Origin of the sequence: Pseudomonas reactans, assembly GCF_013387025.1 — a bacterium.
GTDB classification, from domain to species: domain Bacteria; phylum Pseudomonadota; class Gammaproteobacteria; order Pseudomonadales; family Pseudomonadaceae; genus Aquipseudomonas; species Aquipseudomonas reactans.
This window is the reverse complement of record NZ_JACAQP010000007.1, coordinates 185,582-197,891: the sequence shown is the minus strand read 5'-3', so window position 1 is coordinate 197,891 and position 12,310 is coordinate 185,582. Positions and strand designations below refer to the sequence as shown.

The window sequence follows — 12,310 nt, the reverse complement described above, 5'->3', positions numbered from 1 at the left end:
AACAACAACATGGTGCATATGACCCAACCCCACGACTCACTGCCCACCGATCTGTTCATCGGCGGCCAGTGGCTGCCCTCCACGTCTCGTCAGCGCATTGATGTGATCGACCCCTCGACCGAAGCGGTGATCGCCAACGTCGCAGATGCCACGCTGGAAGATGCGCGCGCTGCGGTCGCCGCTGCGGCAGCGGCAGCGCCTGCCTGGGCGGCGACGCCACCGCGTCAGCGCAGTGAAATCCTGCGCCGCTGTTTTGAGTTGATCAGCCGTGACAGCGACAAGATCGCGCGGTTGATCGCCCAGGAAAACGGCAAGGCCCTCAGTGATGCGAGAGGCGAAGTGGCCTACGCCGCCGAGTTCTTCCGCTGGTTCGCCGAAGAGGCCGTGCGCATCAACGGCGACCTGAGCAAGGCTCCCAGCGGCCAGGCCAATACCCTGGTGCAGTACGAACCCATCGGCATTGCCTTGCTGATTACACCGTGGAACTTCCCGGCGGCCATGGCCACGCGCAAGATCGCGCCGGCACTGGCAGCAGGTTGCACGTGCATTCTCAAACCCGCCACTGAAACGCCCCTCACGGCCTACCTGATCGGTCAGATACTCGCTGAAGCCGGTGTGCCGGACGGTGTGGTCAATATCCTCACCACCCGCTCGGCGGGCAAACTGTGCAGCGAGATCCTGGATGATCCACGGGTGCGCAAACTCTCGTTCACAGGCTCGACAGAGGTCGGTCGTGTGCTGCTGCGCAAGGCCGCCGACTCAGTGATCAACTGCTCCATGGAGCTGGGCGGTAACGCGCCGTTCCTGGTGTTTGACGATGCCGACCTTGAGGTTGCCATCGACGGCGCCATGCTCGCCAAGATGCGCAATGGCGGCGAAGCTTGCACGGCCGCCAACCGCTTTTACGTGCAACGCGGCATCGCCGAAGCGTTTTCGGCGCGTCTGGCACAACGCATGGCCGACCTGCGCGTCGGTGACGGCGTCGACCCGCAGACCCAATGCGGCCCCATGGTCAATGCCGCTGCCGTGGACAAGATCAGCGCGTTGGTCAACGACGCCTGCGCCAAGGGCGCCAAAGTCATCGCCGGTGGTGATAAACCCGCGCGCCAAGGTTACTTCTATAACCCGACGGTACTCGTCGACGTACCGCCCACGGCCGATCTGCTGCGCGAGGAAATCTTCGGCCCTGTCGCCCCCATCGTCGTATTCGATACCGTCGACGAAGCGATCAAGTTGGCCAATGCCACCGAGTACGGGCTGATGGCGTACGTGTTTACGGCGGACATCGGCAAGGGCATGCGTATTTCGGCTCGCCTGGAAAGCGGCATGATCGGCTTGAACCGCGGAATCGTGTCTGATCCCGCCGCGCCTTTTGGTGGTGTCAAGCAAAGCGGCCTGGGGCGCGAGGGGGCTCATCACGGCATGCTCGAGTTCCTCGAAGCCAAGTACATCTCCGTGAATTGGTGATCTAAAACGCGGTAGCAGCTGTTCGACAACGTGCACCCTGGTAACGCTTCGAGTGTTTACCACCCTTGTGTGTGCCCGTCGAAGCGCGGCTGCTACCGACTTTTATTGATTGCGATTGCGTCATCCATTGTAAAAAAAATAAATCGGCATGGTGAACAACGCTATGAATACCGCGACAGAAAACAGCGCTCTCAACCGCGGCCTTGGCCCTCGGCAGATGAATATGATGGCGCTCGGAGCCGCCATTGGCGTGGGCTTGTTTTATGGCTCCGCCAGTGCGATCAAGACCGCCGGCCCGGCCATTCTCCTGACCTATGCCGTGTGCGGCGTTTTTGTCTTTTTTGTGATGCGTGCCTTGGGCGAAATGGCGATCCATAACCCGGTGGCCGGGTCCTTTTCCCGGTATGCATTCGATTACCTGGGGCACCGCGCAGGCTTCATGACAGGATGGACCTACTGGTTTTACTGGATCGTCTGCATCATGGCCGAAGTGACGGCCGCAGCGATCTACATGACTTACTGGTTTCCGGATGTACCGGCCTGGATATGGGCCTTGAGTGCGTTACTCGCCATGGGCGCACTGAACCTGGTGGCGGTATCGGCTTTTGGTGAAATGGAGTTCTGGTTTGCCGCGATCAAGGTCGTCACCATCGTGTTCCTGATCGTCACCGGTACGGGGATTATTGTGTTCGGCCTGGGTAACGATGGCGTCGCACTGGGCTTGAGTAACCTGTGGAGCCATGGTGGTTTTATGCCCCACGGTGCCTGGGGTGTGCTGGCGGCGTTGCCGATGGTGACTTTTTCCTACAGCGGTATCGAGATGATCGGCTTGACCGCCGGTGAAGCGAAGGACCCTGAAAGGTCCATCCGACGCGTGGTCAATACAGTGTTCTGGCGTATTGCGATCTTCTACGTCGGCGCCTTGTTCGTGGTGATGTCGTTGTACCCGTGGGACCTGATCGGCGCCCAGGGCAGCCCCTTTGTACTGACCTTCGAAAAACTGGGGATCCGCGAAGCGGCGGGCATCATGAATTTCGTGGTGCTGACGGCGGCCTTGTCGTCCTGCAACAGTGGGATCTTCAGTACCGGACGCATGGTGTTCAACCTGGCAGAGCAAGGCCAGGCACCTGGCCGCTTCCGCAGGATTTCAGCGCGGGGGATCCCGGTGTACGCCGTGGGGCTCGGCGTACTGGTGACGTTGATCGGTGTGCTGCTGAACTACATTGCCCCACCCGATTTGTTTATCTGGCTCACATCGATTGCCACCTTCGCCGGCCTGTTTACCTGGACCATCATCCTGCTGTCGCACATCAAGTTCCGCCAGCGCGTCACCTTGAGCGCCGACCGACGCATGATGCCGTGGTCGCCCTGGAGCTCTTACGCCACCCTCGCCTTTCTGGCACTGATTACCGCCATGCTGACGCTCTCTGAAAACACCCGGATCGCCATGATCGTTGGTCCGATCTGGCTGCTGGGGTTGTGGCTGTCCTACAGCCTTGTGCAAAAACGTAATGGGCTCACTACCGAGGTGTATGAATGAACCTGCCTGCGCAACAGATTGCTGACCTCAAAGACATCGCGCGCCGCGTGCCCTTGACCCTCAACCGCCATATGAAAGGCATCACCGAACAGTTGGTCGGTTGCCCGCGCCACGCTATCGCCGACTTGCACCTCTCGCTGCTCAACGAAGATGTGCCGTTCCCGGTGGCCACCCTGAAGGCCTCGGCGCTTGCCCATAACAGCCAGTGGATGAGCCAGTATCTGCGAACGGCCAATGTCAGCCTCGCGCCCCACGGCAAAACCACGATGAGCCCGGAACTCTTCGCCCTGCAGCACCAGGATGGCTGCTGGGGGCTGACGCTGGCGACCTTCCAACAGGTACGAGCAGCCCGTCGTCACGGGGTGAAGCGCATCATCCTGGCCAACCAGGCGGTGGGCCGACAGGAAATCCGCTATTACCTGGAGCAACTGCGCGACGACCCGACAGTCGAGATCTTTTGCTACGTGGATTCCCTCGACGGCGTACAGCGTTTTCTTGAAACCGCACACGCCATGCAGGTCGGCCGCCCGCTAGAGGTGCTGATAGAACTGGGCTACCCCAATGGTCGTGCGGGCTGTCGGAGTCTTGAGGACGTCGTCGCAATTGCCGAGGCAATTCGCCAGAGCCATGGCCTGATCCAGCTTCGCGGCGTCGCGGGGTTCGAAGGGTTGTACCAGAGTCGTGTCGACGAGGACCGCCTTGCCCTGGTTCGGGCCTTTCTCCAGCGAATCGCCGAAGCCGCCCTTCAACTGGACCAGTTGCGCTTGTTTGCCGACGCCGAGGTGCTATTGACCGCCGGTGGGTCCGCCTACTACGACCTGGTCATCGAAGCCTTCGGTGCCGTTGCATTGTCGAAACCGGTCAGGATTGTCACGCGCAGTGGCTGCTACCTGACCCACGACAATGGCCTGTATCAGGCGCTACATGCCGAATGGCTGGAAAGGAACCTGCACAGCGAGCGGTTGCAGCCGGCCCTGGAAGTTTGGGGGCAAGTGCTGTCCTTGCCGGAGCCGACGCTGATGATCGTATCGGTTGGCAAGCGCGACTTCGGCACCGACGCCGGCCTGCCCGTGCCCCATCACTGGATCCGGCCAGGCAGCGGTTTGCTGGAACTGCCGAGCGGTTGCGTGATTGTCGCCACCAGCGATCAGCATGCACATGTGCGGGTGCCTCAGGGGCACCGTTTTCATGTAGGTGACTGCATCGGTTTCGGCGTCTCCCACCCCTGCACTACCTTTGACAAATGGCAGGCCATTTACCTGGTGTCTGACGACTACAGCGTACTGGATGTGTTCCAGACGATGTTCTAACGTCTTTCGCTCGCCGCGCCGCCCCAGCCTGACGATGCCAGGGCGGCCCGGTTAGATCTAGAAGGTCAGCATCAGACTATGAACCAAAAGCTCATAACTCGATAACATTTGCATGGATTATCGAAGCTAATCATCCGCCGTAACCTGTGCCCATAGCGCAAGCACATCGCCTTGCGCAGCACATGAACGGAGCTTTCCATGACCTTATCCACTCCCCGCCAACTCGAAGGCAAAGTCGCACTGATCACCGGCGCCAGTTCTGGCATCGGCCGTGCGGCCGCGATTGTCTTGGCGCAACGCGGCGCCAGGATCGTCGCTGCTGCCCGGCGCCAGAGTGAGCTGGACGACGTGGTAGCCGAGATCACCGCCCAGGGCGGTATCGCTTCCTCCATCGTGGTCGACGTGACCCGCGAAGCCGACATCATCGCCATGGTCCAGTTTGCCGTGGACACCTACGGCCAGCTGGACATCGCCTTCAACAATGCCGGCACCGAAGGCGTGTTCGCGCCGCTGATCGAGCAGGACAACGCACGCTTCGACCTGGTGTTCGAACCCAATGTGCGCGGCGTCTTCAACTGCATGAAATACGAAGCCAAGGTGATGCTGGAACAGGGTTTTGGCAGCATCATCAATAATGCATCCATGGGCGGCGTGATCGGTTTCGAGAATGCCGCGCTGTATATCGGCACCAAGCACGCCGTGGTGGGCATGACCAAGACCGCGTCCATCGAGTGGTTCAAGCACGGTGTACGGGTCAATGCCTTGTGCCCAGGGTTGATCGAAACGCCTTTCCACCATCGCGGGATCTGGCCGTCGGTGGAGGCCCAACAGGCCTTTGCCGCCAGTACCCCGGCCAGCCGTTTCGGCACGGCTGAAGAGATGGCGACGGTTGTCGCGTTCCTGGGCTCGGAAGATGCCAGCTACGTGTCCGGTCATGCCCTGCTGGCCGACGGCGGCTACTCGGTGGCCTGACGGTTACGCGCCTGGAAGAAGTCGATAAATGCCCGGAGCTTTCCGGGCATTTGCGCACGGTTGGCGTAATACAGGTGGAAGGTTTCGGCGGGCGCCACGTATTTTTCCAGCAGGGCTACCAACGCGCCGCTGGCGATGTCCGCCTGGGCAAACGGGCGAAACACCAGAGCGACGCCACACCCCAGGCGCGCCGCCGACAAGGTGGTGCGCATTTCATCCAGTACCAGGCGTCCCTTCACCTGGATCTCGACATTGGCCTTGCCGATGCGAAACGTCCAATCCATCAGCGGCCCGCGACTGCTCAGGCGCTGGTGGATGCAGTCGTGGGCCAGCAGGTCTTCGGGTGTGTCCAGCGGCGCCGAGCGTGCCAGGTAGTCGGGCGTGGCCACGGCCACCATCGGCTGCGACGCCCCCAGCGGCACCGCGATCATGTCGCGCTGCAACGCCTGGCCGAGGCGGATGCCAGCATCGAAGCCTTCGCCGATGATGTCGCTCAAGCCATTGTCCAGGGCGATATCCAGGGTGATGTCCGGGTACTGCGCGAGAAACGCCGCCACATGCGGTTCGATCAGCGAGGCGTAGGCCACGTAGGAGCTGTTGATCTTCAACGCGCCATACGGGCGGCTGGCGGTGTCGTGTACGTGCTGCACCGAGAAGCGGATCTGCTCCAGGGCCGGGGCCAAGGTGTCGAGCAGTTGGCTGCCGGACTCGGTCAATGCCACGCTGCGCGTGGTGCGGTTGAACAGGCGCACACCCAATTGCGCTTCGAGCTGCTTGATAGTCTTGGACACCGCCGTGGGCGTGACCTCCATCTCCGCCGCCGCCCGCGCAAAATTCATATGACGGGCCACGCATTCGAACGCGATCAAGGCCGGCAGGTGAGTGGATTTCAGGCTCATGCAGCGTCTCGAAGGGTGGATGCCAAGGGTGTGGCGCAGCATAAGTGAGTTCAACTAACCCGCCCACTGAAAATGCCGCCCACGCAAAAAAATCCGCCGCAGAGTCTGCGGCGGCAACCAAAGGATTTTGTCGAAGCAGAGCGGCTAAGACAGCGTCCACGCTACACCCGCAGTCGATTAAAAATAGTGAAGTTTAATTAATCGAGTTTCATCCGGTAGCCCGCTGCAGGCCCCGCAGACTGGGCTTAGAATCAACCCCGGCAACCACGCCGAACACAATAAAAAACCGTAACAGCTCACCTGCAAACATCTGCCCATTCAACTTTATGCACCCTCCAATCAGTGCGGTGTTTCTGTGCGCGCGTTCATTCTTCCGGGGAAGTTACAACATGATTAAACAGTCGAGCCTGTTAGCACTGGCGGTGTGTGCCAGTATCAGTCAACTGGCGTTTGCCGAAACGGTCACCGACCAGGCGGACTCCAAGGGGTTTATCGAAGGCAGCAGCGTCACCGGGTTGTTGCGCAACTACTACATGAACCGTAATCGCGAGGGTGGCCGGGCCGATAACATCGACTGGACCCAGGGCGCGATGCTCAACTACGCCTCGGGCTTCACCCAGGGCACTATTGGCTTCGGCGTGGATGCCTACGCCTACGGCGGGCTGAAACTGGATGCCACTCACGCGGACGCCGGCACCGGCAACCTGCCGACCGACCGCCATGGAGACCCCGAAGACGCCTACGGCTCCGTGGGTGCGGCGGTGAAGATCAAAATCTCCAAGACCCAACTGAAATTCGGTGACATGCAACCCACCGCCCCGGTCTTCGCCACCGGCGGCACCCGCCTGTTGCCGCAGACCGCCGCCGGTTTCGACCTGACCAGCAGTGAAATCGCCGGCCTGGACCTGGAAGCCGGGCACTTCACCAGCACCAACAGCGGCATGACCAGCAACCATGACCACGATATCTATGCGACCTACGCCAATATCGCGGCCAACAGTGCCAGTTTTGTTGGTGGCAAATACACCTTCAGCCCGTCCCTGAGTGCAACCGTGTATGCCGGCGAACTGGAAGACATCTGGCGCCAGTACTACACCAACCTCAACTACGTGATCCCGCTGGCCCATGACCAGTCACTCGCGCTGGACGGCAACCTCTACCGCACCCTCGACACTGGCAGCGCCAAGGCCGGCGCGATCAACAACACTACTTACTCGCTGGCGGCGGCGTACTCGTTCCTGCAGGCGCACACGTTGACGCTGTCGTTTCAAAAAGTGCATGGCGACACGCCGTTTGACTACATCGGCACCGGCAACAATGGCGCGGGTGAAGGCGGCGATTCGGTGTACCTGGCCAACTCGGTGCAGTGGGGGGACTTCAACGGGCCGGGCGAACAGTCGTGGGGCATTCGGTATGACCTGAACATGGCCAGTTACGGCGTGCCAGGGCTGAGTTTCATGGGCCGCTACATCAACGGCTCGGACATCAATGGCACCCACACACCGGATCACAGCGCCTATGTGGGCGACTACGGCGCCGACGGCGCGCACCACGAAACCGACCTGGAGGCCAAGTACGTGATCCAGAGCGGCCCGGCGAAAAACCTGTCGTTGCGTGTCCGCGATGCGATCGTGGCGTCGAACGCCGACCAACGTGATGGTGACCTGAATGAGTTGCGGCTGATCGTCGACTATCCGTTTACCTTGCTCTAATCAATCAGGCATCGCCCCCAACCGCTGGCGCATCCCTGCGCTGGCGGCTGGGCCGGCTTGGATCGTGCACTGGTTCAACGGCACACATTGGCCTGCGGCATTCGCCATCGCCGGATGCACCGGCAAACCGGTCGCACGCTCCACCACTTCCACACTGTGACCTTCTTCTGCGAAATGCCGGTTGCCCCAGGCCACCAGCGACATCAGCACCACGCTGAAGTCCTCGCCCTTGGCCGTCGGCACATATTCGTAGCGTGGCGGTCGCTCGCTGTAGGGCCGACGCTCCAACATCCCCGCCTCCACCAGGCCATTCAGACGACGCGTCAACATATTCGGCGCGATGCCCAGGCTGCGCGAGAACTCGTCGAAGCGGCGCAGGCCGTGCAAGGCGTCGCGCATGATCAGAATGCTCCACCACTCCCCTACCCGCTCAAGGCTGCGGGCGATGGGGCATTCGTCGCTGATGAGGGACTTGCGTTGCATGGGGATTCCTGTGGGTCAGTGCCAATGTGTGTGACGCCATGTTACTTTCATGATGATAGTGACGTCCATAGGGTCTGTTCTCTCACCGCAACCGGAGTCGATTGATCATGAGTAAACGCATTGTTGTGACAGGCATGGGCGCGCTGACGCCGTTGGGCGCTGACGTGGAATCCACCTGGCAACGCCTGTTGGCCGGGCAATCGGGCATTCGTCGCCTGCCGGAAGAGTTGATCGGTGACTTGGCCGTCAGCATCGGTGGCCAGGTGCAGAGCGTCTTGCAGGATCCTGAAGCCGGATTTGACCCGGATCGCCTGCTGGCCGCCAAGGAACAACGCAAGATGGACCGCTTCATCCTGTTCGCGCTGGCGGCGGCGGATGAAGCCTTGAAGCAGGCCGGCTGGGCGCCGGATACAGTGGAACAACAGGAACGCACGGCGACCATCATCGCGTCTGGCGTCGGCGGTTTCCCGGCGATTGCCGATGCAGTGCGCACCACTGACAGCAAAGGCCCGCGCCGATTGTCCCCGTTTACCATCCCGTCCTTCTTGAGCAACATGGCCGCCGGGCATGTGTCGATCAATTACGGCTTGAAAGGCCCGCTGGGCGCGCCGGTGACGGCCTGTGCCGCGGGTGTGCAGGCTATCGGCGACGCGGCGCGGATGATTCGTGCCGGTGAAGTCGATGTAGCGGTGTGCGGCGGCGCCGAAGCGGCGATTCATCGGGTCAGTCTGGCCGGTTTTGCGGCGGCGCGGGCGCTGTCCAGCGACTTCAATGACAGCCCTGAGCGGGCTTCGCGGCCATTCGACCAGGCGCGCGACGGTTTTGTCATGGGCGAAGGCGCTGGCATCCTGGTCATCGAAGCACTCGAACACGCCCTGGCCCGTGGCGCGCAGCCGATTGCGGAGTTGGTGGGCTACGGCACCAGTGCCGACGCCTTTCACATGACGGCCGGACCGGAAGATGGCGATGGTGCGCGACGCGCCATGCAGCAAGCCTTGCGCCAGGCAGGAATCGAGGCGGCCCAGGTGCAGTACTTGAACGCTCACGCAACTTCCACACCGGTGGGCGATAAAGGCGAACTGGCGGCGATCAGGGCGGTATTTGGCGCTAACGGCAGCCCGGCGATCAGCTCGACCAAATCCGCCACCGGTCACCTGTTGGGCGCTGCGGGCGGTATCGAAGCCATCTTCACCGTACTCGCCCTGCGCGATCAGGTCGCCCCGGTCACCCTCAACCTGGAAACCCCCGACGCGCTTGCGGATGGCCTGGACCTGCTGCGCGGTGCAGCCCGGCCGATGGCCATTGAATACGCTCTGTCCAACGGCTTCGGCTTTGGCGGCGTGAATGCCAGCGTGCTGTTCCGCCGCTGGGCGTAGTTTGCCCCTGCGGTATTTTTCGGGGACCATGGGCGCCTTTCTGAACCTGCCAATGAGAGGCGCCCATGGCCAACCACGACCTGCACTACACCCCGGATCCCGATACCGACTCTATTTCTTCGGATGTGATCGGTTTCAACGGCATCCTGGTGTCCACCCAGATCCCGACCCGCGCCGATGGCAGCCTGGAGCTGGGCGATATCACCCTGCAAAGCGAATGCACCCTGCAAGCCTTGAAAGTCGCCCTGGAAAAGGCCGGCAGCTCGATGGACCGGGTGATGCACCTGACCATTTATCTGACGGATATGGCTGATCGTGCTGCCTTCAACGAGGTCTACAAACGCTTTTTTGCCAAGCCCTGGCCCGTGCGTGCGGCGGTTGGCGTTGCCGCGTTGGCGGTAGATGGCATGCGCGTTGAAGTCACTGCGATGGCCGCTCAAGCCTGAGTGGGTGCCGGTCAGGCATTTCACAGCTACAATGCGCGCCTCAACCGTGACAAGCCTGACTAAAAAAACTATGTCCTTGCCCAAGCATCACCTGGAATTGCTCAGCCCTGCCCGCGATGTCGCCATCGCGCGCGAGGCGATCCTGCATGGCGCCGACGCCGTGTACATTGGCGGCCCGAGCTTCGGCGCGCGCCATAACGCCTGCAACGACGTGAGCGATATCGCGTCCCTGGTGGAATTCGCCCGCCGTTATCACGCGCGCGTCTTCACCACGATCAACACCATCCTGCATGACAACGAACTGGAACCCGCGCGCAAGCTGATCCATCAGCTCTACGACGCCGGCGTCGACGCGTTGATCGTGCAAGACCTGGGCGTGATGGAGCTGGATATTCCGCCCATCGAGCTACACGCCAGCACCCAGACCGACATTCGCACCCTGGGCCGCGCCAAGTTTCTCGATCAGGCCGGTTTCTCGCAGCTGGTATTGGCCCGTGAGCTGAACCTGCAGGAAATCCGTGCCATTGCTGACGAAACCGATGCCGCCATCGAGTTCTTCATCCACGGCGCCCTGTGCGTGGCGTTTTCCGGGCAGTGCAATATCTCCCACGCACAGAACGGCCGCAGCGCCAACCGGGGCGATTGCTCCCAGGCTTGCCGTTTGCCGTATACCTTGAAAGATGATCAGGGCCGCGTCGTGGCCTTTGAAAAGCACCTGCTGTCGATGAAAGACAACAACCAGAGCGCCAACATTCGCGCACTGGTCGAAGCAGGCGTGCGTTCGTTCAAGATCGAAGGTCGCTACAAGGACATGGGCTATGTGAAGAACATCACTGCCTATTACCGCCAGCGCCTGGATGATGTGCTTGAAGACCGCCCGGACCTGGCGCGCGCTTCCAGCGGCCGCACCGCGCACTTCTTCCTGCCGGACCCGGAAAAAACCTTCCACCGTGGCAGCACCGACTATTTCGTCACCGACCGCAAGGTCGACATCGGCGCTTTCGACACCCCGACGTTTACCGGCCTGCCGGTGGGTGTGGTGGAAAAAGCCGGCAAGCGTGACCTGCAAGTGGTCACCCATGAGCCGCTGTCCAATGGCGACGGCCTGAACGTGTTGATCAAGCGCGAAGTCGTGGGTTTCCGTGCCAACATCGCCGAGCCTAAAGGCGAGTTCGAGGAAGATGGCGAGAAGCGCTACCGCTACCGTGTCGAGCCGAACGAAATGCCGGCGGGTCTGCACCAGTTGCGCCCGAACCATCCACTGAACCGTAACCTCGACCACAACTGGCAACAGGCGCTGCTCAAGACATCATCCGAGCGCCGTATCGGCCTGACCTGGGCTGCTCGCCTGCGTGAAGCGCAGCTGGAAGTCACCGCCACCAGCGAAGAAGGTATCAGTGCCAGCGTCACCCTGCCCGGCCCGTTCGGCGTAGCCAACAAGCCAGAACAGGCGCTGGACACCCTGCGCGACCTGCTCGGTCAACTGGGCACCACCGAATACCACGCCACCGACATCCAGCTGGATGCACCGCAGGCGTTCTTCATCCCCAACTCGCAGCTCAAGGCCTTGCGCCGCGAAGTGATCGAAGCGCTGACCGCTGCCCGTGTGGCCGCGCACCCGCGTGGTGGTCGCAAAGCCGAAACCTCGCCGCCGCCGGTGTACCCGGAAGCGCATCTGTCGTTCCTGGCCAACGTCTACAACCAGAAGGCCCGTGACTTCTATTACCGTCACGGCGTGAAGCTGATTGACGCCGCCTTCGAAGCCCACGAAGAAACCGGCGAAGTGCCGGTGATGATCACCAAGCACTGCCTGCGCTTCTCGTTCAACCTGTGCCCTAAACAGGCCAAGGGTGTGACGGGCGTGAAGACCAAGGTCGCGCCGATGCAGTTGATCCACGGCGATGAAGTGCTGACCCTGAAGTTCGACTGCAAGCCGTGCGAAATGCACGTGGTGGGCAAGATCAAGGGCCACATCCTTGGCTTGCCGCAGCCGGGCAGCGCAGTGGAGCATTTCAACCCGGAAAGCATCATTTTCCAGGGCACCCATTAACCTGTAGTGAGCGGGCTTGCCCCGGTACAAACCGGGGACACCGTTTACCTATCTA

General features: G+C 61.3%; 10 protein-coding genes. 8 read left to right on the top strand and 2 right to left on the bottom strand.

All coding sequences use genetic code 11. The features are described 5' to 3' along the window. Window positions 1-9: 9 nt before the first annotated feature. From HX793_RS09915 to HX793_RS09900, 4 genes are all read left to right on the top strand, one after another. Window positions 10-1,467, top strand: a complete 1,458-nt coding sequence (locus HX793_RS09915; RefSeq protein ID WP_177049556.1) for an NAD-dependent succinate-semialdehyde dehydrogenase — start codon at window positions 10-12, stop codon at window positions 1,465-1,467. A gap of 163 nt (window positions 1,468-1,630) precedes the next feature. Beyond that, window positions 1,631-3,007 (top strand): amino acid permease, encoded by a 1,377-nt coding sequence (locus tag HX793_RS09910; RefSeq protein WP_177049554.1) that lies wholly within the window; start codon window positions 1,631-1,633, stop codon window positions 3,005-3,007. Further along, window positions 3,004-4,317, top strand: coding sequence for an amino acid deaminase (locus HX793_RS09905; RefSeq protein WP_016975716.1), 1,314 nt, complete (start codon window positions 3,004-3,006; stop codon window positions 4,315-4,317). The genes HX793_RS09910 and HX793_RS09905 overlap by 4 nt, the downstream gene beginning before the upstream one ends. 198 nt (window positions 4,318-4,515) lie before the next feature. Further along, window positions 4,516-5,289, top strand: a complete 774-nt coding sequence (locus HX793_RS09900) for an SDR family NAD(P)-dependent oxidoreductase (protein ID WP_177061836.1) — start codon at window positions 4,516-4,518, stop codon at window positions 5,287-5,289. Here HX793_RS09900 and HX793_RS09895 read toward each other — a convergent pair. Further along, on the bottom strand, window positions 5,274-6,188 hold the full coding sequence (locus tag HX793_RS09895) for a LysR family transcriptional regulator (RefSeq protein ID WP_177049550.1): 915 nt from the start codon (window positions 6,186-6,188) through the stop codon (window positions 5,274-5,276). The two genes, HX793_RS09900 and HX793_RS09895, sit on opposite strands and share 16 nt — an antisense overlap. Window positions 6,189-6,577: 389 nt before the next feature. On the opposite strand from HX793_RS09895, the gene HX793_RS09890 reads away from it, so the two are divergent. Further along, on the top strand, window positions 6,578-7,900 hold the full coding sequence (locus tag HX793_RS09890; RefSeq protein ID WP_177049548.1) for an OprD family porin: 1,323 nt from the start codon (window positions 6,578-6,580) through the stop codon (window positions 7,898-7,900). On the opposite strand, the gene HX793_RS09885 is transcribed toward HX793_RS09890, so the two are convergent. Beyond that, the gene (locus HX793_RS09885) at window positions 7,901-8,383 is read right to left on the bottom strand and encodes a winged helix-turn-helix transcriptional regulator (protein WP_177061839.1); all 483 of its coding nucleotides are present in this window, start codon (window positions 8,381-8,383) and stop codon (window positions 7,901-7,903) included. A gap of 107 nt (window positions 8,384-8,490) precedes the next feature. On the opposite strand from HX793_RS09885, the gene fabF reads away from it, so the two are divergent. From fabF to HX793_RS09870, 3 genes are all read left to right on the top strand, one after another. Beyond that, a complete protein-coding gene (gene fabF / locus HX793_RS09880; protein ID WP_177061841.1) occupies window positions 8,491-9,759 on the top strand; it encodes a beta-ketoacyl-ACP synthase II in 1,269 nt (422 codons plus the stop codon). 65 nt (window positions 9,760-9,824) lie between these two features. After that, window positions 9,825-10,205, top strand: coding sequence for a RidA family protein (locus tag HX793_RS09875; protein ID WP_177061843.1), 381 nt, complete (start codon window positions 9,825-9,827; stop codon window positions 10,203-10,205). A 70-nt stretch (window positions 10,206-10,275) separates the two neighbouring features. Beyond that, window positions 10,276-12,255, top strand: a complete 1,980-nt coding sequence (locus HX793_RS09870; RefSeq protein ID WP_177049541.1) for a peptidase U32 family protein — start codon at window positions 10,276-10,278, stop codon at window positions 12,253-12,255. The last annotated feature ends 55 nt before the right edge of the window (window positions 12,256-12,310 follow it).